Raw genomic sequence first — 20,397 nt, forward strand, 5'->3', positions numbered from 1 at the left:
AAGGCCACTTAATGTGGCCTTCGTCTTGCGCAGGACTGTCCGAGCAGCAAACCAAAACCATCCCGCCAGCCCAGCGACCACCCTCCCAAAGATTTTCAAAAAAGTTGTTGACGCGCGCGTAACGACTCGTCTAATATATCTTTTGCGCGATGGACCTGTAGCTCAGTTGGTTAGAGCGTCCGGCTGATAACCGGGAGGTCACAAGTTCGAATCTTGTCAGGTCCACCACTTTCTTTCGCAATAAACACCCCAGCGAGAGCCGAGTCGCCGCTGGGGTGTTTATTACTGTCTCCGTGGGGGTTTAGCTCAGCTGGGAGAGCGCGGGCTTTGCAAGCCTGAGGTCAGGGGTTCGATCCCCCTAACCTCCACCATGATGGACCTGTAGCTCAGTTGGTTAGAGCGTCCGGCTGATAACCGGGAGGTCACAAGTTCGAATCTTGTCAGGTCCACCATCAAAACTGTGAAGAGCCTCGAGGGTTTCCTCGGGGCTTTTTTCTTACCTGCTGGAGTAGTCAAAAGAGCCCCGTCCCAAAAAGACTACTTTGATTTTGTGTGCTGTGCGAAAGTTTGGGTAGTATAGCTATTCAATGCGGCGGGCTGCCGCGTGTTAACCGCTACGTACCGGAGGTGTTCCATGGTTCGTGTCGACATAGAGACCATCGTCATGGCCGCCGGTCCCGTGCCATCGCTTATCGTGCTTCGCGAGCGCTGCAGCAAATCGGACTTGCCCGCGCCGCTGCGTTCCCTTTCCATTCAGACTGGTTCGTTTGAAGCTGCTGCCATCAGCCGCGGCATCGATAGCGGTCGCGCCGAGCGCCCGATTACCCATGACCTGTTGCTCGATACCGTTGACGCCTTGGGCGCCAAACTCGAGCGCATCGAGATCGTTCGCGCCGAGCCGCCGGTGTTTTACGCGACGATTGTCGTACTGGCCGATGGTGACGAGCGCAAGATCGATGCCCGCCCCAGCGATGCCATCGCCCTTGCCGTGCGCAGCAATGCTCCCATGTTTGTGGAGGACGACATCATGAATCGCCTGGGCACCGTTTCTGCCCATGCCGAGGAAGTCGACGACGAGCAGGAGTTCGAGAAGTTCGACGAGTTCGTCCATACGCTCTCCCCCGATGACTTCTAAATGCGGGGCGTCCAGGTTGCGGAGCGTTCGCTGATGGCCGGCGGCATGTCGGCTGAGGCGGCCGCCATCGCGCGTGAAGCCCAGATGCGCTCGGAAGCATCCGAGGCGGCCCGCCTCGCCTATGTGACACAGGCCCGCACGCTTCGCGAGCGCCGCGGCTCGTTTATCAAGATGGTTGTCATCTCCGCCCTTGTCGCGGCAATCTGCTCGCGCCTTCGTGGTACAGTTGGTGCGCTTGGGTTTTCGATCTCTACGGGCCTGGTGATCTGGGGCGTGGTCGACGCGGTAATGCTGACCAGTCAGATCAAGGTGCTCGACAAGCGTGCGGTGGATATGATGCACGCCCGCGACGCTGCCGCCAAGATCGCTGCTGAGGCACAAGAACTGTAACGACGCCGGATTCGATGGGAAGGTCTAAAGATGGCACAGGATATGCAGGACGCCGGTAACGTCTCCGCCGAGCTCGACGCCATGGTGTGTGACCTGATTGGTGCGTTCTTGGACGACCTTGCCGCCGGCGAGAATCCGGGCGTAGTTGTGGCGATCGAGGACGCTGCTTCCAACCGTTATCTGGCGGCGCTCGATGAGGATGGCGAAGAGGCGTGCCTCGAGGCTGCCACCAACTTTATCTCCGAGCACAAGATGGGTCTTAAGGACGAGGGGCTGGGCCGCATCGCCCGTTACGCCATCGGCTACACCGGTTGTGTCGAAATTGACGGCGGCTATCACGACGCCCTGCTCGTGAGCTTCTTCGAAACCACGCTCGAGAGCGGTTTTTCGGCATACGTGCTGTATGAGGGCATGGGTGCCGGCGATGGTTTTATGTGGAGCGACCCTGAACCTGCAGGTGAGGAAACCCCTCTTATCTAAAATCGCTAAAATAAACGAGTTTTCGGTAAAAGGCTCAATATTCCCGCTGAGCGTTGTATCGCTGGGCGGGCCGCATACGCGTGCCGTTTGTATATGGATAGAAGATAGGGGAACTACATGCGCGTAGACAATCTGAGGAACATCGCCATCATCGCCCACGTCGACCACGGCAAGACGACGATGGTCGACAAGCTCCTGCGTGCCACGGACGCCTTCCGTGCCAACCAGCAGGTCGAGGACCGCGTCCTGGACTCTAACGACCAGGAGCGTGAGCGCGGCATTACGATTCTCGCCAAGAACATCTCTATCGAGTACAAGGACGTTAAGATCAACGTCATCGACACCCCGGGCCACGCCGACTTTGGCGGCGAGGTCGAGCGTGTGCTGCGTATGGCCGACGGCGCCCTGCTGCTGGTCGACGCTTTTGAGGGCCCCATGCCCCAGACCCGCTTTGTGCTGCGTCACGCTATCGACACCGGCCTTAAGATCATGATCGTCATCAACAAGATTGATCGTCCGGGTGCTAACCCCGAGAAGGCCTACAACGACTGCCTCGACCTTATGGCCGACCTGGGCGCCACCGACGACCAGCTCGAGTTTGCCATGGAGCACGTCATCTACGCCAGCGGCGTCAACGGCTTTGCCCGCCTCGATCCCAATGACGGCAACATGGATATGTATCCGCTGCTCGATATGATTATCGACGATATGCCCGCGCCCGAGGTTGATGAGAACGCCCCGCTGGCCATGCAGTGCGTGACCATCGACCACTCCAACTTCGTTGGCCGTATCGGCATCGGCCGCGTGTACTCCGGCACCATCCACCAGGGCGACCAGATCCTGGTCGTCAAGAACGACGGCTCCAGCGCCACCGCTACCGTCAAGCAGCTCTTTACCTTCGACTACCTGGGCCGCACCGAGTGCCAGGAAGTCGGCGCCGGCGACATCGCCGCCGTCGTGGGCATCGACCGCACCGATATCGGCGATGTTTACACCGACCCCGAGAACCCCGTCGAGCTCGAGCCCATCGAGATCGACCCGCCGACCCTGTCCATCGTCTTTGAGGCTTCGACCTCCCCGCTCGTCGGCCGTGACGGCGACATCGTGGGTGCCCGTCAGCTCAAGGAGCGCCTGTTCAACGAGGCCGAGAACAACGTGACCATGAAGATCGAGGAGCTCGAGGACAAGAGCGGCGTCGAGGTCTCGGGCCGCGGCATTCTGCACCTGTCCGTTCTGATGGAGTCCATGCGCCGCGAGGGCTTTGAGTTCCAGGTCGGTCGTCCGCGCGTTCTGTTTAAGAAGGACGAGAACGGCAACAAGATGGAGCCTGTCGAGCAGGCCGTCGTCGAGTGCCCGGACGAGTACTCGGGCAAGGTCGTTGAGGTCTTCGGCACCTCCGGTGGCATCATGACGAGTATGGATACCTCGGGCATCGTGACGCACCTTGAGTTTAAGATCCCGACGCGTGGCATCATGGGCCTTAAGAACCGCATCATGAACGTCACCCACGGCGAGGGCGTGTTCTACCACACCTTCCTGGAGTACGGTCCCTACGCCGGCGAGATCGGCAACCGTCAGAACGGTGCCATGATCTCCATGACCACCGAGAAGGCCGTTGCCTATGCCCTGGGCACGCTGCAGGAGCGCGGCCAGCTGTTTGTTGAGCCGGGCAGCGAGTGTTACGAGGGCATGATCGTGGGCGAGCGCAGCAAGGCCGGCGACATGGTCGTCAACATCGCCCGTACCAAGAACCTGGGCAACCAGCGTTCCTCGACCTCCGATATTTCCGTGCAGCTGGTGCCGCCCCGCACCTTCTCGCTGGAGGAGGCGCTGGAGTACATCGCCGATGACGAGCTGGTGGAGATCACTCCCAAGAATATTCGCCTGCGCAAGCGTCTGCTCAATGCCACCGACCGCAAGAAGGCCGCCGTCCGTGCCGGTCAGGTCAACAAATAAGCGCTGGGGCTTATAACCGCCAATAAGAAAGGGCGTCGACCGCGATGGTCGGCGCCCTTTTTGGTGCAAGGGGGACAGGTTCGCTTGCACCACCACAAAGGTGCCTGTCCCCTTTGTGGTGGTTGGCAGCTAGGCGGTGGGGAGTTCCGGCGTATTAGCCGGCTGTTGCGACTTGAGGCGAGCGTTGCGCCAGATGATCTGGATAACATAGCCGAGCGTGAAGACAAAGGCCACGCCGCTGATGAAATCGCCTACGAGGGGGATTGCCGTAAGTGCACCTGCGATCACGCCGCCGGCGGCCGCCATGGCGTAGCGGTTCTGGCTGTGTCCGACCATGCGCGCGATCGCGCACCCTGCAAAGGCACTCGACACCAGCGCGATGCCAATAACACCGCACATGAGGGCTCCGGCAAGCGACAGACCAGCGATAGAGATAATTAGCAGTAGGACGGCGGGGACGATAGCAATCGTGCCCAGAAGACCGCTCACCCACAGGGGCATGGGGCGCTGGTGGAGCATGCCGGCGGCGCTGGCGGTTGCGCGCGGAAAGACGAGTTCGAGCAGTAGGGCGACAAAGCAGGCCGAGAGTGCCGCGGCGACGATACCGCCGATGACATCGTTAACGGTGGAAGTATCCTCGCTCTCGGTGCGGTCGATCTTGAGCGCGCCGACCTCGGCTCCCGCGGCGCGCTCGGGGTCCTCGGAGACGTGCGCGTTCACGGTGCCGGTGATGTGGGCGTTCTTGCCCAGGATGAGCTTATCGGCCCAAACCTCGACATCGCCCTCGACGGTGCCATCGATAGTCACCGTATCGCCCGCAAGCGCTGCCGACTTGGTAGAGCCGCGCAGGGCAACCGTCTCGCCTATCGCATAGAAACAGTTGGTGGTGCTGTCGGAATTGAGCACGACATGCTGGCCGGCAACGGTCACGCTGCCATCAACCGTAGTCTTGGCAATGTCGATGGTGCGCGCCGCCAAGCGGACGGCGCCGCCCACCGTGCAGTCGCGGATGGAGAGGCTCTCGCCTGCTGCAATTATGTCGCGGCCGATGGACGCATCGTCCAAGTTGAGGGCCTGACCTGCCCAGTACAGGTCACCTTCGACGCCGGACGAATTGGCGTCATTGTCGGTCGCAAGTACGTTGCCTGCGGTGTCTGTGCCGGCGAACGACGCCGTGGGAAGTGCGGTGACCGCTAGGGCGACGAGCGCGAATAGGATCGTGATGCGGACCCACGCTTTACGGCGCTGGGTCGACGGGAATTGATTACAGGGCATAGTGAATCCTTCGTCAGATGCTCGACATACACCTAACAGGGTACCCAACGCGTGGGCGCTCTAAAAGAACCTCTCGGTTGCATTTCGAAGGGTCGTGCCGTGCTGTTTACTTTTTACGGTGCAAGAAGCGCGCGATATCTTCTTCGGTGGGGCTTTTGATGTCAAAGCGCAGCGAGAGCCAGCGCAGACCCATGGTCACGACAACGCATACGACCAGCGCGGCGACATTGCTCATAATGCCGCTCATAACGAGACACACATAGCTTGTCGATCCGGCGATGGCGGCGATGGCATAAAAGTTAGTACGTTGGAAAATGCCCGGAACCACGCCCATAAAGCCGTCGCGCAACATGCCGCCGCCCACCGCGGTGAAAAAGCCCATCATGATGCACACCGCCGGTGCAAAGCCGTAGACCAGCGCCTTGTCTGCTCCAGTGGCGGCGTAGATGCCGACCGAGATGATGTCGAGCAGGGGAATGAGTTTTTCGGGCTTGTCGACGATTGCCGGGAAAATATAGATGATGGCTGCCGTGGCAATGGAAAGCGGCAGCGCCATTGGCTGGTTGAGGATGTAGACGTTGCCCACCTGCAGCGTCATGTCGCGTAAAAGACCGCCGCCCAAGCCACAGACCACGGCAAGCGCGACCGCGCCCACCAGATCGAGCTTGTGCTCGCGCGCGACCAACACGCCCGAGATTGAAGCCGCGACGACGGCGAACATTTCGAGCCAAAACGGGATGGCGACCATGGCATCTGTGGCGTGTGAGGTAACGGTCATAGCGGCGACGACGGGCAAGATGGGGTCCTTTTGGTTGCGGGTTTAGACAATGCCCGTACATAGTACATGGTTGGCGGGCGTGGTGATCCTATTGCTCGGTAAACGGTCGGGACTGGGTGGGGGCGTAGGTTCCATGTTTGGGGATCTGGGTCGATGCTGAACGCGATGGGGGCGTGGCTGAATAGGAGGGATGTCCAAATTTTGAGCAGCGCTCAAAATTTATCCGGTCGGCTTACGCCGACCGCGCTGCGCTAAAAACGCGCCACTGGCGCGTTTTCTTTACGCTTTGCGCCCTGGCGGGTTCGAATCCCTCCTCCTCCGCCGTATTTGCTTGTAAGGGACTCTAAACAAAAAAGCCCCCGTTTTCGGGAGCTTTCTCAACCAAAATGGCGGAGGAGGAGGGATTCGAACCCTCGTGACCTTATACAGGCCAAACGGTTTTCGAGACCGCCGCATTCAACCACTCTGCCACCCCTCCGCGTGGGGTAAAAACAAAGCAGGCTCGAAGGCCTGCTTTGGAATTAACTGGCGGAGAGTCAGGGATTTGAACCCTGGAGACGCTTTTGACGCCTACACGATTTCCAATCGTGCTCCTTCGGCCACTCGGACAACTCTCCGTTAAATGCGAAAGCCAGTATACACGAGGAACCGCAAAGTGCAAACAGAAAAGTTGGCATTTTTTAAAACGCTTGGCCGCGCTTGTCGTTGCAGTGGGGTTTGAGGTGCCAAAAAACGGCTTCCGACCAGCGTGGTTGATTAACTCAATTGTTCAAAAGGGGTATTCATAAGCGACTTGGCAATGAATTTAAAAATCTTTGGGTGGCGCTGTGGACCACTGGTATGCATTTTGCGACCACAGCCTTGTGCCCGTTGACCTGTGGCTTGGCTCAGCTTGTCCCCGCGGCGTCGTATCTTGTCCACAAATCCGTCAAGCACTTGGTCAGCATTTGGTTGGAAGACGCATGAAACGTCGTGCGAGTATGGGCATATGTGGAGGTCATGAGGTTGTAGCTGCATATTCTTGCGGCCTAGGAGGTTGAAAGATATTATTACCAAGTCTTTTCCTGCTTCAGGCGCACCTTCACGACCTGAAGCCACATTTGCCCAGAGGAGGTGACAATATGAAGGCTTATGAACTGCTGTTCTTTGTTGACCCGTCGCTCGACCCCGAGACTCGTCTCGCTGTTATGAAGCGTATCGATACCACGATCGCTGAGGGCGCTGGCAAGGTCGACTCCGTTGACGAGTGGGGCAAGCGCAAGCTCGCCTACGAGATCAACGACCTCACCGATGGTGACTACACCCTCATCAACTTCCACGCAGATCCTACCCAGATCGCCGAGCTTGATCGCGTCCTGCGCATCACCGACGCTGTGGTCCGCCACATGATCGTCCGTCGCGACGACCAGGAGTAAGACTGTCGTTTTGGACTGGGCTTGTGCCCCAAGAGGAAGTAGTGAGTTATGAGCATCAATCGAGTGAACATCACCGGTAACCTCACGCGTGATCCCGAGCTGCGCGCCACCGCCGGCGGAACCCAGGTTCTGTCCTTTGGCGTCGCCGTGAACGATCGTCGCCGCAACCCGCAGACTGGCGAGTGGGAGGACTATCCCAACTTTGTCGACTGCACTATGTTCGGCACGCGCGCCGAGGCCGTGAGCCGTTTCCTGGCAAAGGGAAACAAGGTCGCGATCGAGGGCAAGCTGCGCTACAGCTCTTGGGAGCGCGATGGCCAGCGCCGGAGCAAGCTTGAGGTCATCGTCGATGAGATCGAGTTTATGAGCTCCCGTGGTGGCCAGGGTGGCTACGATCAGGGCGGTTACGCCCCCGCAGCTCCCGCGCCCGCAGCACGTCCTGCCGCACCGGTGGCTACGCCGCCCGCGGTCGACGTCTACGATGAGGACATCCCGTTCTAAGGGTTGTTCACCTATTTTTGAGTGAGAGGCGGCTTCGGTTCGCCGAAGTTGCCAAACGAAAGGTATTTTGACATGGCTAATGATTTTTCTGCACGTCAGCCGCGTCGTAAGTACTGCCAGTTCTGCAAGGAGAACACTGAGTTCATCGACTATAAGGACACTCAGCTTCTCCGTAAGTACATGACCGACCGTGGCAAGATCAAGCCCCGTCGCGTCACTGGCGCTTGCACGCAGCATCAGCATGACATCGCCAACGCCATCAAGCGCGCCCGCGAGATGGCTCTCCTGCCGTACACCGTCCCCGTGGTTTCCTCTCGTGGCAACCGCGACCGCGGCTAAGAAGGGAGACGCATCATGAAGGTTATTCTTCTCGATGAGATCAAGGGCAAGGGCGGCGAGGGTGACGTCGTAGAGGTCGCTCAGGGTTACGCTGAGAACTTCCTGTTCCCCAAGAAGCTCGCTGTTGCCGCCACCAAGGGCAACCTCAAGCAGCTCGACGAGCGTCGCAACAACATCGCCAAGCGCGAGGCCGTCCGTCTGGCTACCGCCAACGAGACCAAGACTGCCCTCGAGGGCAAGCAGGTCACCGTTGACGTCAAGGTCGGCGACGAGGGCATCCTCTTTGGCTCTGTTACCGCCGCTATGATTGCTGACGCCATCAAGGCTCAGCTCGGTATGGACATCGACCGCAAGCGCGTCGAGCTCGGTAAGCCCATCAAGGTTGCCGGTGCCCACACCGTTGCCATCTCGCTGTACCGCGAGATCAAGGCCGAGGTTGTCGTTCTCGTCGGCGTTACCGCCGAGGAGCTCGCTGCCGAGGCTGAGGTCGAGGAGGCCGCTGAGGTCGCCGAGGCCGAGACCGCCGAGGTCGAGACCGAGGCTGCTGCTGAGTAGCATTTGCTGCAACGCAACAATCTTGTTCTAAGAAGGGCGCTCTGGGAGACCGGGGCGCCCTTTTATTTTTTGCGCTGAGTGGGTGTCACGTCATACATTGAGATGCAGTCCCACATAAGCGTTGTGTTAGACCACTTTGGATAAGTGTCCTGCACGCAGTACACGCGACGGGGCCCCGGTTGCGACAATTCCATCATCAGGAGAGATGGAGGTTGCAATGGAAGACGTGCTCACCCAGCTGACGAGGCAGTTCCTCCCGCAGATGACGGCTGCCGAGAATACAAGCAGGGCCCTGAGATCGCTCAAGGCGCTGATAGACGCGGAGCTTTTCGAACTCGCGGCAAGCGAGGGGGCGGAAGACGATCCCGACAGAGCCTGCCCCTGGTGCGGCTCCCCGCATTACGTGAAGAGGGGGCGAGACGGGAGCGGCCGTCAGCGGTTCCTCTGCCGAGGGTGCGCCAGGACCTTCACCGACGCCACCATGCGCATCTTCTCCACCACCAAGCTCGACAGGTCGGCCTGGATGAGGTTCGCGGAGTGCCACGTGGACATGCTCCCGCTGCGCGAGTCGGCGGAAAAGTGCGGCGTGTGCCTCAAGACGGCGTTCTTCATGCGCCACAGGCTGCTCGAGGCCATGGCCAAGCGCATGCCCGCCTTCCGCGTGGAGGCCGGCGGCGGGGCCGAGCTCGACGAGTGCTTCTTCAGGGAGAGCTTCAAGGGAAACCGCTCCAGGTCGGAGTCCGGCATGCCCAGGAAGCCCCGCACAAGGTCGCAGGGAACCGACGGGCACGAGAAGATATGCGTGCTCACCGGCATCAACGACGCCGGCGACATCTTCTACGAGATCGCGGGGAGGGGCGGCCTCGACGAGGCGGCAGCCAGGGAGCTGCTCGCCGACAAGCTCGCGGTCGGCGCGATAATCTCGACGGACCGTGCGCACGTGTACCGCCGCGTCCTGCCCGCCCTCGGCGTCGGCGCGCACATCGCCAGCAAGAGGGAGGAGCACGCCATCAACAGGGTGAACAGCCTCCACTCCCAGATGAGGCACTTCATCGGCAGGTTCCGGGGTGTCTCCACGAGACGCCTCGAGAACTACCTCGCCTGGTTCAAGTGGACATGGTGCTTCAAGGTCCGCAGGAGCGCGGACGAGCTCGCCGAGCTCATAGTGAGGCAGGCAGCCCGCGGCACGTACGAGAAGACCTGGCGCCAGTACAAGGTGACCCCCTATCCGTTCTACGAGTACTGGATCAAGCAGGCGAAATGGGACTCGCGTGCGCGGAGGGCCATATACGGCGTGGCGTGATGTCCAGGGCGGTCTGGCGCAGCGCATCTGCGGCAAGCGCTGAAGTCGTGCCCCGATGCAAATAGCAACAGCTAGCGATATTCTTCGGGAACGTCGAAACCGTACTCACGGCATAGGAGCATGACATCGTGGGCGTCGTGCTCGTCATGCTGATAGCCCAAGTGAAACAACAGCTGGCTTTCGGGGTCGATGCACGACACCTCCACCTCGCCGATGCGCCCCCTCCCCGAAAAGACCTCCCCGGGAAAACGATCTCCCTGATACAGAATATCGCCATTCTCGGCGAAATCGAAGCAATGCAGGTCGACGATGCGCCCCGCCTCGTCTTGCCACACCGTGTGATCTTCGGTGGTGAAAGATGCAGCCACCTCGGAAAACCCCTCATCAGCAATTAGATCCACGAACCTTTGGTAATCCCCGCGCTGAACGAACAGGTCGATGTCGTTATGAGCCCTGGTCTCACGCCCGACAAGCGCATCGATGCCCCAGCCGCCATCAAGGTATACGCCAATGCCCGCACCTGCGGAAAGGCCGATTATCCAACACGCATCATCCTTGGTGACCATAGGAGCTCCTTCGCTTTCGCCTGCTATCTAAGCAAGAAAGATTATAGGAAAAGTCCCAGTATCCAAAGCGGTCCCGTCTAACACAACGCACATAAGGGACCGTTCATCCGTTTGGTTCGGTGATGATTGTTAAGGCGCGCCTCGATTTAAAGCTGTGGCTGATACTATGGATGCTCGCAAGCGATATGAATGAGGATGCTCATGGCATATGACGATAGGGAGACATGGCTGACGGTCGAGGACCGCGGCTCCAAGTTGGGTCTCCCCCAAAACCAAGATGCAGAGGCCAACGTACTGGCCGCCATGCTGCTATCGCCCGAAGTGGTCGAAGAAGCCCAGGTCGAGCTGCAGCCCGATGATTTCTACCGGCCTATTCATAAGACCATCTATACCGCGATGGTCGATATGTACAACAGTCGCATCCCCATCGACTCCATCTCGCTGATCGATTACCTGCGAAGCATCAACAAGCTCGATGCCGTGGGCGGCGAGGCGTACATTTTGGAGCTGATGGGTCAGACCCTGTCGCTCGTCAACTGGCAGCACCATGCCGCCATCGTTCGTCGCGACTCGATGCTGCGTGAGCTGATTGGCGCCACCAACGAGATTAACGCGCTGGCCTATAACGCCCCCACCGATACCAAAGAGGTCGTGGAGCTGGCCGAGAGCAAGCTGCTCAAGGTCACGGCACGCGAGGTCAAGTCGAGCTACAAGACGTTGACCGAGTTTATGGTCGAGGCCTATAACGAGGCCGAGGAAGTGTGCCAGGCCGGTGGCCAGGCTGCGGGCGTGCCCACGGGCTTCCCGTCGCTCGACCGCATGCTCATGGGTTTCCGCGAGGGTCAGCTCATCATTATCGGCGCTCGCCCTGCTGTGGGTAAGACGTCGTTCGCCCTGAATCTGGCGCTCAACGCTGCCGCTGCCGGTTATACCGTCGGCTTCTTCTCGCTGGAGATGTCGGGTAAGGAAATTGCCCAGCGTCTGATTTGCGCCTATGCGATGATCTCGATCAGTGACTTCCGCATGGGCCGCATTAGCCCCGAGCAGTGGGCCAATATCAACGAGGCCACGCAGACCTTGTCTAAGCTCGACATTCTGATTGACGATACGCCCGGCACCACAGTGACTGAGATTCGCGCAAAGAGCCGCCGCATGCTCCACAACAAGGAGAAGGCCATCATCATCCTGGACTACCTGCAGCTGGTGAGTCCTCCGCCGGGACGTCGTTCCGAGAGCCGCACCGTCGAGGTCTCCGAGATGTCGCGAGGTCTGAAGATTATGGCCAAGGAGCTCAAGATTCCGCTGATCGCGCTGTCGCAGCTGTCGCGTCAGGTTGAATCCCGTACCGGCAAGCGCCCGCAGCTGTCCGACCTGCGTGAATCGGGCTCCATCGAGCAGGACGCTGACATTGTTATGTTCTTGGACCGCTCCGCCGATGAGGCCGAGGCCTCGCGTGACGATCGACCCGACGAGGGCGTTACGCGTATCGTCGTGGCCAAGAACCGTTCGGGCCCGATCGGTGACGTCGACCTGATGTTCCTGCCGGCATCCACCAAGTTCTATGAGCTTGATGGGGCGCATACCGAGGAGTAGGACAGGCGCCCGTTGCACGGGTATACTGGGAATGTTTTGTGCTTCTGCGTGCCGGCGTGGCACGTAGACAGTCCATGAATGTAAGGAGTAAACATGCCGTCAACCGTTTTGGTCGGTGCCCAGTGGGGCGATGAGGGCAAGGGTAAGATTTGCGACCTGGTCGCCGGCGACTTCGATGCCGTCGTGCGCTATTCGGGCGGTAATAACGCCGGCCACACCATCGTCGTCAACGGCAAGAAGTACGGCCTGCACCAGGTGCCCTCCGGCATCATGTATTCCGACCATGTGTCGGTGATCGGTAACGGCTGCGTCGTCAACCCCAAGGTTGTCCTTGAAGAGATTGACATGTTCGAGGCCGACGGCATCACCACCAAGAACCTCAAGATCAGTGGCAACGCGCACATCATCATGCCGTACCACATCGATCTGGATGGTGCTTTTGAGCAGAAGCTCGGCAAGAAGAACATCGGTACCACCAAGCGCGGCATCGGTCCGTGCTACCAGGACAAGATGGCCCGCATCGGCCTGCGCATGCAGGACATGCTGGACGAGGCGCTGTTCCGCGACAAGCTGGAGACCGCTCTTGCCCGCGTGAATCCCGAGCTCGAGCTCATCTACCACCTGCCCACCTACACCGTGGACCAGATCTGCGACGAGTACCTGCCCATGGCCGAGCGCCTGCGCCCCTACATCACCGAGACGAGCCTGCTGCTCAACAACATGATCGACGAGGGCAAGGACCTGCTGTTCGAGGGCGCCCAGGCGACGCTGCTCGACATCGACCACGGCACCTATCCGTACGTGACGTCTTCTAACTGCACCGCCGGCGGTGCCATCACCGGCTCCGGCGTCGGTATGAAGAATGTCGACCGCGTGCTGGGCGTCATGAAGGCCTATATCACCCGCGTCGGTTCGGGCCCCATGCCTACCGAGCTTTCCTATGAGTCCGAGGCCGGCCACACGCTGACCGAGGAAGGCTATGAGTACGGCGTGACCACCGGTCGCCGTCGTCGTTGTGGCTGGTTTGACGGCCCTATCGCCAACTATGCCTCGCGCGTCAACGGCCTCACCGACATCGCCGTGACCAAGCTCGACGTGCTTTCGGCCTTCGACACCATCAAGGTGTGCGTGGCCTACGACGTCGATGGCGAGCGCTACACGAGCGTGCCCGAGCATCAGGTGCGCTTTGAGCACGCCAAGCCCATCTACGAGGAGCTCCCCGGCTGGAAGTGCGATATCACCGGTTGCCGCAGCTTTGACGAGCTGCCGCAAGAGGCTCAGGACTATGTGGCGTTTATCGAGGATCTGGCACACACCCGCGTGACGTTCATTGGCGTTGGCGCTGGTCGCGAGCAGATCATCAACCGATTCTGGAAGTAATCGGGACCATTTGGTTATTGCGATATACCCCTTTGCAGCCCAAGTGGGCGGCCGAGGGGTATATTTGCTTGCAAAGGGCTCGCGCGGAGCGGGCCATTCATCCATAGAGGAGGCACCCTTGAAGGCGGACACTCAAACCATCGACATCCTGTTGTTGGGCAGCGGCGGCCGCGAGCATGCTTTGGCAGCAAAGCTCGCAGCATCACCGCGCGCCGGCAAGCTCTACATTGCGCCGGGTAACGGCGGCACCGCGAGCTGCGGCGAGAACGTTGTTCTCGACGACTGCGATCCCGCGGCCGTGGCGGCGTTTGCTCAGAGCCACGGATGCGGACTCGTGGTAATTGGCCCCGAGGCTCCGCTCGTGGCGGGCGTGGCCGACGCCGTGCGCGCGGCGGGTATTCCCTGCTTTGGCCCGGGTGCCGAGGGCGCCCAGATGGAGGGCTCCAAGCTGTTCTCCAAGCAGCTCATGGAGCGTGCGGGCATTCCGACGGCAGCCTATGGTTCGTTTACCGACGAGGCTTCGGCTCTCGCCTACGTGCGCGAGCAGGGCGCCCCGCTGGTCGTCAAGGCCGACGGCCTTGCCGCGGGCAAGGGCGTTATCGTGGCGACCGAACTTGAGCAGGCCGAGGAGGCCGTGCGCGAGTGCTTTGGCGGCACCTTTGGCGATGCCGGCAGCACCGTGGTCATCGAGGAGATGCTGACCGGTCCCGAGTGCTCGCTGCTGGCCTTTACCGACGGCAAGACCGTGCGCCCCATGGCCACTTCGCAGGACCACAAGCGCGCGCTCGAGGGCGACAAGGGCCCCAACACCGGTGGCATGGGCGTCTACAGCCCGGTGCCCATCGTGACCGATGAAGAGCACGCCACGATGGTGGCGGTCATGGAGCAGACCGTGGCCGAGCTTGCTGCCGAGGGCATCGACTACCGCGGCTGCCTGTATGGCGGCTTTATGCTCACCCCCGCCGGCCCCAAGGTGCTGGAGTTCAACGCCCGCTTTGGTGATCCCGAGACTCAGGTTGTGCTGCCGCGCCTTAAGAACGACCTGGTCGAGGTCATGCTCGCCTGCGCCAACTGCGAGCTCGATCAGATTGAGCTCGACTGGCGTGACGAGTGGGCCGTGGCCGTTGTCCTGACGAGCGCGGGCTATCCCGGCAGCTACGAGAAGGGCAAGGTCATCACTGGCATTGAGGATGCCGAGGCCATGGAGAACGTGACCGTTTACCACGCGGGTACTGCCGTGGTGGACGGCCAGCTCGTGACCAATGGTGGCCGCGTGCTTGCCGTGACCGCTCTGGGCGACACGTTTGAGAACGCTCGCAACCTTGCCTACGAGGCTTGCGAGAAGATTGATTTTGAGGGCAAGACCCTGCGTCACGACATCGGCCTGCGCGCACTGCGCGGCCGCGACGCCTGGGATGCCTAAAATCCGAGAGGAATGAGACGGATGGACGAGAAGAACGAAGAGCTCGTGGACGCGCAGATCGTCGAAGAGGACAGCCGCATGTATGGGCACGCCGAGGGCGAGCCTGGTGGCGAGGTCGCTGACGAGCCGGCGCTGGTGCTGGGCGACGACGACCCGCACGATGCCGAGCTGCACGAGAAGATTCTTTCGGAGGAGTGCGCCTGGAAGGGCAAGATCCTCGACGTCCACCGTCTTGAGGTTGAGCTGCCCAACGGTCGCCGCAGCGCCCGCGATATCGTTCGCCATCCGGGTGCGGCGGCCGTCGTGGCGCTGACCGAGAGCGGCAAGATCGTACTGGTGCGTCAGTACCGCACCGCCATCGACCGCGTGACGGTCGAGATTCCCGCCGGCAAGCTCGATCCAGGCGAGGATCCGCTCGATTGCGCCAAGCGCGAACTGCATGAGGAGACGGGCTTTAGGGCTGGTCGTATTCGCTTTTTGACGTCGATTGTCACGTCCTGCGGTTTTTGCGATGAGATCATCCGCATCTACTTGGCTACCAAGCTCGAGTTTGATGCGCCCAACCCCGATGATGACGAGTTTGTCAACGTGGACCTGGTGCCGCTGCACGAGCTGATCGACGCCGTGCTCGACGGCAAGATCGAAGACGCCAAGACCGTCGTAGGCGCGCTTGCCTGCGACAGCATCGCGCACCGCTTGGGTGGGGCCGATCTTTAACGAGCGGGGATGATCCCGCAGGTCTGTGTAAGTCAGCGAAAGTGCTCCAATTGAGACAAGGTGGCCTAAAAGAGGAGGGAAGCGTATGGATATACGCGACCGACGATTGAAGGCCAGATTGTCCAAATGGAGCACTTGCAGCGTCGAGACGAAACGCGGTTTGGTAAAACCGCGTAAGGTGACTATGTTTAAGAGGTTTCTTTCTTACTACGAGCCCCAGATGGGGCTTTTTGTTGCTGATACTGTTTGCGCTCTGGTGCTTGCCGCCATTGACCTGGCGTTCCCCATTATCCTGCGCAATTTGACCGGTGGGCTATTTACTCAGGGTCAGGCTGCCATTATGCAGGCGCTCGGCATGATCGCGGTGGGCTTGGTGTTGATGTATGCCGTCCGCTGCGCCTGCCGCTACTTTGTGAGCTATTGGGGTCACGTGATGGGCGCGCGCATGGAGTCCAAGATGCGCGAGGACCTGTTCGACCAGTATGAGCGCTTCAGCTTTGCGTACTTCGACCGCAACAGCTCGGGCGACATGATGAGCCGCGTGGTCAACGACCTGTTCGATATCTGCGAGGCGGCGCATCACGTGCCCGAGTGGATCATCATCTGCGGCATCGAGATTATCGGCTCGTTTGTGATCCTCTTTACCATCGCCCCGGTGCTGGCGCTCGCCATGGCCGTGGTGACGGCGGCGTTTTCGGCCATCATGTTTTGGCAGAACATGCGCATGCGCGAGGTCTTTAGCGACAACCGCAAAAAGATCAGCGGCATCAATGCGCAGCTGCAGGATTCGCTGGCGGGCATGCGCGTGGTCAAGAGCTTTGCCAATGAGGAGACCGAACACTTCAAGTTCCGCGCCTCAAACAATCGCTATCTTTCGTCCAAGGAGAACATGTATCACGCCATGGGCGTCTATACCGCGACGTATGGCCTGCTTTCGGGTGTGCTCTATGTGATCGTGGTGCTGCTGGGCGGCTGGCTGGTCGCCCAGGGGCAGCTGCAGGCGGTCGATATGGCGACCTTTGCACTCTATATTTCGCTGTTCTGCACGCCGCTCGAGACACTCGTCAATTCGGCCGAAACGTATCAGAAGGCTATCGCCGGCTTTAAGCGTATGGACGAGGTGCTCTCGACCGCGCCGGATATCCAGGACAAGCCGGGCGCTACGGATCTGCAGGTGACTGCCGGCGCCGTGGAGTATCACGACGTGTGCTTTAACTACGAGGATGTTGAGCTGGGCGAGGGCGATGCCGACGAGCGTCCCGTTATCGACCATATGGACCTGTCCATCAAGCCCGGGCAGACCATCGCTTTGGTTGGCCCTTCGGGCGGTGGCAAGTCCACGACCTGTTCGCTGCTGCCGCGCTTTTATGACGTGGCCGCCGGATCCATTAGCATCGACGGCCAGGACGTGCGCGATGTGACGCAGCAGAGCCTGCGTCGCGCCATCGGCCTGGTGCAGCAGGATGTCTATCTGTTTGACGGCACGATTGGCGAGAACATCGCCTACGGCAAGCCGGGCGCTACGGCAGGAGAGATCGCCGAGGCCGCCCGTCGCGCCAACATCGATGCCTTTATCGAGTCGCTTCCACAGGGCTATGACACGGTCGTGGGCGAGCGCGGCAGCCGTCTTTCGGGCGGACAGAAACAGCGCGTTGCCATCGCGCGTGTGTTTCTCAAGAATCCCAAAATCTTGATCTTGGACGAGGCGACGAGTGCTTTGGATAACGAGAGCGAGGAGGCGGTCCAGGAGTCGCTCGAAGAGCTGGCACGCGGCCGTACCACAATCATCATCGCCCACCGTCTCTCGACCATTAAGCACGCCGATGAGATTGCGACCGTTGAGCATGGTCGCGTTGTGGAGCGTGGCACGCACGAGGAGCTTCTCGCCCGTGGCGGCACTTATGCCCGTTACTATCGAATGCAGTTCGAAGGTGCGCGTGCGCACGAGCTCGACTGATTGATATGACAGGAAGTTTATGGCTGACAAGAACCCTTTGACTCCGGAAGAAGTGACGGAGTTATTCTCCGAAATCGATGCATCCGGCGTCTTGGATCCTACGCTCGCCAAAAAGCGAACCGAGCGCATGCGTGAGAAGGAGGCTGCGGCCAAGCGCGGTGACAAAGCGGCGCTAGCGCAGCTGCGCAGCGAGGACCGCGCGAGCCAGGCAAAACATATCGACCCGCTGTCCGAGGACGATCCTTCGGGCTCGCAGGTGAGCCATACCATTACGAAGACCGCGATGGCCGTGGTCATCGGTATTCTGGTGCTGATCGTGGGCATGCAGATCGGCTACGGCGTGATGCGCCGTCTGAATACCGCCAACCTGTCCGAGAGCGTTTCGGTGGATACCGTCTCGACCGCGCTCAAGGGTGGACTCGAATGGGGCAACGGCTTTACGCAGTTCCCGCTCGATTTTTCTGTCGACGAGGCCGATGAGCGCACGGGCACGGTTGAGGTGACGGTGTTGGACACGTCGTCTGCCAATGAGCTCGAGCTGCTGTCCAACGGGCAGATCCAGGCCGCGGCGCTTGCGACCAACGCCCTGCTCAACGACAAAATTGACCGCGTGGTGTATAACGTTCACGCCTATATCGACGAGGGTAGCAACATTCAGCACGATTCCTTTTTTGGCATGTTTCCCGCGCGGGGTCATCAGAGCGCCATTTTGACGTTCGTGTGGACCAAGAGCTCATCCAACGCCACGAGTATCGACTGGAAGATGCGTATCGTAAGCATGGACGACACCATTGCCGAGCGCATTCAAAAACAGGTGAACTCGGTTTCGTCGCTGATCGAGGACCCGGTGGTGAGCCAGACCAAGATTGACGAGGAAAAGGCCGAACGTGACCTGGAACATCGTCTGCATGGTCGCGAGATTTTCCGCGGCGGCAAGCCCGACCGAACGCCGTCCGATCTGCTGGAACAGGACAAGAAAAAGTAAGACGCCATCATCCCGCGTGAGCCACAAGCCCCGCGGGATGATTTTTTTAATCCTCGTCCCAGAAAAATTATTATGCATAGAAAGTCATAATTATCATTTCGTAAACATTTCGATGAAATTAACGCCATGAGGCATGCTTGCGGTTACAATACCGCGAGGCCTAACTACACACCTTTAAGCCGGTCCTGTGAGACCGGGAAGGAGAATTATGGCGAACAACCATCCCGCGGGCGCTGCCGCCCGCACCATCGCGCCCAGCGAGTTGTGCCAGCGTATGCTGGCAAAAACCAGCAAGCGCACCTGCGGTCCCTGCATCCTGTATCTTGAGGATGGGACCATTTTTTATGGCCGTGCATGTGGTGCCGAGGGTACCGCAACCGGCGAGGTCTGCTTCAACACCTCGCTTGAGGGCTACTTTGAGGTCATGACCGACCCGAGCTATGCCGGCCAAATCGTAACCATGACCTATCCGCAGATCGGCAACTACGGTATCGACGAGACCGATGTCCAGTCGGCCTTCCCCGGCGGCGCCGTGCGCCCTGCGAGCGCTCCGGCCATGCGTGGCATGATCGTTCGCGACATGTGCGCCACGCCTTCTAACTGGCGCTCGGCCGTCAGCGTGCCGGAGTACCTGCGCGCTCACGGCATCGTCGCTATCGAGGGCGTCGACACCCGCGCTCTGGTGCGCCATCTGCGCGACAATGGTTCCAAGATGGGCATTATCTCGACCGAGATCTTCGACGTCGACGAGCTTGCCGAGCGCTTGTCCGCTGCGCCCACGCTGGTAGGCGAGAACCTGGTCAAGACCGTAAGTTGCCCCGCGCCTCACGAGTTTGTGGCCGCCGACCTGCCTGCCACGCATGACTTTGCGCTTGCGGCTGCCGCTCCTGCCCGTCACAAAGTGGTCGCCTACGACTGCGGTGTGAAGCGCGGTATTCTGGAGGGCCTGGTCCGTGCCGGCTGCGATCTCACCGTCGTGCCGTGGGATACGCCCGCCCAGCAGGTACTCGACATGAATCCCGATGGCGTCTTTTTGTCCAACGGCCCCGGCGACCCCGATGCCGTGGTGGAGACCTATGAGCAGGTACAGCAGCTGATCGGCAAGGTGCCGGTCTTTGGCATTTGCCTCGGTCACCAGATGATCAGCCTGGCCTGCGGCGCCCAAATGGAAAAGCTTAAATTCGGTCACCGTGGCGGTAACCAGCCGGTTATGAATCTGGTGAGCCGTCGCGTGGAGATCACCGCGCAAAACCACGGCTTTGGCCTGCTGTTCCCCAGTCTGGGCAAACTGATTCCGGAGCTTTCCGGCGGCGAAACCGAGCATGCGGCCGACGGTGACCTGCGCGCCTGGGTGCGTCGCGGCATCGCGCCGGTCGTGATGAACGAGCGCTTTGGTCGCATTCGCCTGACACATGTGAACCTCAACGACGGCACCGCCGAGGGCATCCAGCTGCTCGACGCCCCGTGTTTCTCGGTCCAGTACCACCCCGAGGCTTCGCCTGGCCCCACCGATGCCCACTATCTCTTTACCGCCTTTACGCGACTCATGGACGGCGAGGAGAACTACCTGGACATCGACACCGCGAAGGATCGCCTCGCCGGCTGGAATTTCGCCGAGTCCGAGAACGCTGCGACCGAGGAGAACTAAC

Annotated in this window: 19 protein-coding genes and 5 tRNA genes; 19 read left to right on the forward strand and 5 right to left on the reverse strand. The window is 60.2% G+C overall.

What is annotated here, in order from left to right:
* The first annotated feature begins 151 nt into the window (after positions 1 to 151).
* From DXC99_RS07460 to typA, 7 genes are all read left to right on the forward strand, one after another.
* Positions 152 to 228: transfer RNA gene (locus DXC99_RS07460), tRNA-Ile, on the forward strand.
* Between the two features lie 67 nt (positions 229 to 295).
* Positions 296 to 371, forward strand: a tRNA-Ala gene (locus DXC99_RS07465).
* 4 nt (positions 372 to 375) lie between these two features.
* Positions 376 to 452, forward strand: a tRNA-Ile gene (locus tag DXC99_RS07470).
* 182 nt (positions 453 to 634) lie between these two features.
* The gene (locus DXC99_RS07475; RefSeq protein ID WP_089572578.1) at positions 635 to 1,135 is read left to right on the forward strand and encodes a bifunctional nuclease family protein; all 501 of its coding nucleotides are present in this window, start codon (positions 635 to 637) and stop codon (positions 1,133 to 1,135) included.
* Positions 1,136 to 1,525: a hypothetical protein gene (locus DXC99_RS07480; RefSeq protein ID WP_117584034.1), complete on the forward strand. Its 390-nt coding sequence runs from the start codon at positions 1,136 to 1,138 to the stop codon at positions 1,523 to 1,525. It begins immediately after the preceding gene.
* 30 nt (positions 1,526 to 1,555) lie between these two features.
* Entirely contained in the window at positions 1,556 to 2,005 is a 450-nt protein-coding gene (locus DXC99_RS07485; protein WP_089572580.1) for a hypothetical protein, read from the forward strand.
* Positions 2,006 to 2,122: 117 nt separating this feature from the next.
* The gene (gene typA / locus DXC99_RS07490; protein ID WP_117629776.1) at positions 2,123 to 3,961 is read left to right on the forward strand and encodes a translational GTPase TypA; all 1,839 of its coding nucleotides are present in this window, start codon (positions 2,123 to 2,125) and stop codon (positions 3,959 to 3,961) included.
* 129 nt (positions 3,962 to 4,090) lie between these two features.
* On the opposite strand, the gene DXC99_RS07495 is transcribed toward typA, so the two are convergent.
* From DXC99_RS07495 to DXC99_RS07510, 4 genes are all read right to left on the reverse strand, one after another.
* Complete coding sequence (locus tag DXC99_RS07495) at positions 4,091 to 5,236, reverse strand: polymer-forming cytoskeletal protein (RefSeq protein ID WP_117629777.1); 1,146 nt, start codon at positions 5,234 to 5,236, stop codon at positions 4,091 to 4,093.
* A gap of 106 nt (positions 5,237 to 5,342) precedes the next feature.
* Complete coding sequence (locus DXC99_RS07500; RefSeq protein WP_229057814.1) at positions 5,343 to 6,032, reverse strand: trimeric intracellular cation channel family protein; 690 nt, start codon at positions 6,030 to 6,032, stop codon at positions 5,343 to 5,345.
* A gap of 369 nt (positions 6,033 to 6,401) precedes the next feature.
* A tRNA-Ser gene (locus DXC99_RS07505) sits at positions 6,402 to 6,492 on the reverse strand.
* 48 nt (positions 6,493 to 6,540) lie between these two features.
* Positions 6,541 to 6,631: transfer RNA gene (locus tag DXC99_RS07510), tRNA-Ser, on the reverse strand.
* 504 nt (positions 6,632 to 7,135) lie between these two features.
* Between DXC99_RS07510 and rpsF the strand changes: the two genes are divergently transcribed.
* The 5 genes from rpsF (at position 7,136) to DXC99_RS07535 (ending at position 10,127) form a co-directional block, all read left to right on the forward strand.
* Positions 7,136 to 7,429, forward strand: a complete 294-nt coding sequence (rpsF, locus tag DXC99_RS07515) for a 30S ribosomal protein S6 (RefSeq protein WP_006235831.1) — start codon at positions 7,136 to 7,138, stop codon at positions 7,427 to 7,429.
* Positions 7,430 to 7,477: 48 nt separating this feature from the next.
* Complete coding sequence (locus tag DXC99_RS07520; RefSeq protein ID WP_055310294.1) at positions 7,478 to 7,930, forward strand: single-stranded DNA-binding protein; 453 nt, start codon at positions 7,478 to 7,480, stop codon at positions 7,928 to 7,930.
* A gap of 72 nt (positions 7,931 to 8,002) precedes the next feature.
* Positions 8,003 to 8,269 carry a 30S ribosomal protein S18 gene (rpsR, locus tag DXC99_RS07525; protein ID WP_006235829.1) on the forward strand — a complete coding sequence of 89 codons (267 nt, stop codon included), beginning with the start codon at positions 8,003 to 8,005 and terminating at the stop codon, positions 8,267 to 8,269.
* Positions 8,270 to 8,284: 15 nt separating this feature from the next.
* A complete protein-coding gene (rplI, locus tag DXC99_RS07530; protein ID WP_117629778.1) occupies positions 8,285 to 8,824 on the forward strand; it encodes a 50S ribosomal protein L9 in 540 nt (179 codons plus the stop codon).
* Positions 8,825 to 9,041: 217 nt separating this feature from the next.
* Positions 9,042 to 10,127 carry an IS1595 family transposase gene (locus DXC99_RS07535; protein WP_158551679.1) on the forward strand — a complete coding sequence of 362 codons (1,086 nt, stop codon included), beginning with the start codon at positions 9,042 to 9,044 and terminating at the stop codon, positions 10,125 to 10,127.
* Positions 10,128 to 10,198: 71 nt separating this feature from the next.
* Here the strand turns inward: DXC99_RS07535 and DXC99_RS07540 are convergent, their stop codons facing one another.
* A complete protein-coding gene (locus tag DXC99_RS07540; protein ID WP_117629780.1) occupies positions 10,199 to 10,693 on the reverse strand; it encodes a nucleotidyltransferase domain-containing protein in 495 nt (164 codons plus the stop codon).
* Between the two features lie 195 nt (positions 10,694 to 10,888).
* Here DXC99_RS07540 and dnaB point away from each other — a divergent pair, with 195 nt between their 5' ends.
* The 7 genes from dnaB to carA all read left to right on the forward strand — a co-directional run bounded on the left by dnaB (position 10,889) and on the right by carA (position 20,396).
* Positions 10,889 to 12,286 (forward strand): replicative DNA helicase, encoded by a 1,398-nt coding sequence (dnaB, locus tag DXC99_RS07545; protein WP_117629781.1) that lies wholly within the window; start codon positions 10,889 to 10,891, stop codon positions 12,284 to 12,286.
* Positions 12,287 to 12,379: 93 nt separating this feature from the next.
* Positions 12,380 to 13,666: an adenylosuccinate synthase gene (locus DXC99_RS07550; RefSeq protein ID WP_117629782.1), complete on the forward strand. Its 1,287-nt coding sequence runs from the start codon at positions 12,380 to 12,382 to the stop codon at positions 13,664 to 13,666.
* A gap of 118 nt (positions 13,667 to 13,784) precedes the next feature.
* On the forward strand, positions 13,785 to 15,089 hold the full coding sequence (gene purD, locus DXC99_RS07555) for a phosphoribosylamine--glycine ligase (RefSeq protein WP_089572586.1): 1,305 nt from the start codon (positions 13,785 to 13,787) through the stop codon (positions 15,087 to 15,089).
* A 21-nt stretch (positions 15,090 to 15,110) separates the two neighbouring features.
* The gene (locus DXC99_RS07560) at positions 15,111 to 15,806 is read left to right on the forward strand and encodes an NUDIX domain-containing protein (RefSeq protein WP_199408739.1); all 696 of its coding nucleotides are present in this window, start codon (positions 15,111 to 15,113) and stop codon (positions 15,804 to 15,806) included.
* 184 nt (positions 15,807 to 15,990) lie between these two features.
* Entirely contained in the window at positions 15,991 to 17,763 is a 1,773-nt protein-coding gene (locus tag DXC99_RS07565; RefSeq protein ID WP_117629783.1) for an ABC transporter ATP-binding protein, read from the forward strand.
* A gap of 19 nt (positions 17,764 to 17,782) precedes the next feature.
* Positions 17,783 to 18,748 (forward strand): hypothetical protein, encoded by a 966-nt coding sequence (locus DXC99_RS07570; RefSeq protein ID WP_117629784.1) that lies wholly within the window; start codon positions 17,783 to 17,785, stop codon positions 18,746 to 18,748.
* Between the two features lie 208 nt (positions 18,749 to 18,956).
* Positions 18,957 to 20,396, forward strand: coding sequence for a glutamine-hydrolyzing carbamoyl-phosphate synthase small subunit (gene carA, locus DXC99_RS07575; protein WP_117629785.1), 1,440 nt, complete (start codon positions 18,957 to 18,959; stop codon positions 20,394 to 20,396).
* The last annotated feature ends 1 nt before the right edge of the window (position 20,397 follow it).

It is taken from the genome of Collinsella sp. TF10-11AT (genome assembly GCF_003437565.1).
GTDB lineage: Bacteria > Actinomycetota > Coriobacteriia > Coriobacteriales > Coriobacteriaceae > Collinsella.

Bases quoted from the DNA above. Each gene is read 5' to 3' on its own strand.
- DXC99_RS07475 (WP_089572578.1), top strand. From the start codon at position 635: ATGGTTCGTGTCGACATAGAGACCATCGTCATGGCCGCCGGTCCCGTG.
- DXC99_RS07480 (WP_117584034.1), top strand. From the start codon at position 1,136: ATGCGGGGCGTCCAGGTTGCGGAGCGTTCGCTGATGGCCGGCGGCATG.
- DXC99_RS07485 (WP_089572580.1), top strand. From the start codon at position 1,556: ATGGCACAGGATATGCAGGACGCCGGTAACGTCTCCGCCGAGCTCGAC.
- typA (WP_117629776.1), top strand. From the start codon at position 2,123: ATGCGCGTAGACAATCTGAGGAACATCGCCATCATCGCCCACGTCGAC.
- DXC99_RS07495 (WP_117629777.1), bottom strand. From the start codon at position 5,236: ATGCCCTGTAATCAATTCCCGTCGACCCAGCGCCGTAAAGCGTGGGTC.
- rpsF (WP_006235831.1), top strand. From the start codon at position 7,136: ATGAAGGCTTATGAACTGCTGTTCTTTGTTGACCCGTCGCTCGACCCC.
- DXC99_RS07520 (WP_055310294.1), top strand. From the start codon at position 7,478: ATGAGCATCAATCGAGTGAACATCACCGGTAACCTCACGCGTGATCCC.
- rpsR (WP_006235829.1), top strand. From the start codon at position 8,003: ATGGCTAATGATTTTTCTGCACGTCAGCCGCGTCGTAAGTACTGCCAG.
- rplI (WP_117629778.1), top strand. From the start codon at position 8,285: ATGAAGGTTATTCTTCTCGATGAGATCAAGGGCAAGGGCGGCGAGGGT.
- DXC99_RS07535 (WP_158551679.1), top strand. From the start codon at position 9,042: ATGGAAGACGTGCTCACCCAGCTGACGAGGCAGTTCCTCCCGCAGATG.
- DXC99_RS07540 (WP_117629780.1), bottom strand. From the start codon at position 10,693: ATGGTCACCAAGGATGATGCGTGTTGGATAATCGGCCTTTCCGCAGGT.
- dnaB (WP_117629781.1), top strand. From the start codon at position 10,889: ATGCTCATGGCATATGACGATAGGGAGACATGGCTGACGGTCGAGGAC.
- DXC99_RS07550 (WP_117629782.1), top strand. From the start codon at position 12,380: ATGCCGTCAACCGTTTTGGTCGGTGCCCAGTGGGGCGATGAGGGCAAG.
- DXC99_RS07560 (WP_199408739.1), top strand. From the start codon at position 15,111: ATGGACGAGAAGAACGAAGAGCTCGTGGACGCGCAGATCGTCGAAGAG.
- DXC99_RS07565 (WP_117629783.1), top strand. From the start codon at position 15,991: ATGTTTAAGAGGTTTCTTTCTTACTACGAGCCCCAGATGGGGCTTTTT.
- DXC99_RS07570 (WP_117629784.1), top strand. From the start codon at position 17,783: ATGGCTGACAAGAACCCTTTGACTCCGGAAGAAGTGACGGAGTTATTC.
- carA (WP_117629785.1), top strand. From the start codon at position 18,957: ATGGCGAACAACCATCCCGCGGGCGCTGCCGCCCGCACCATCGCGCCC.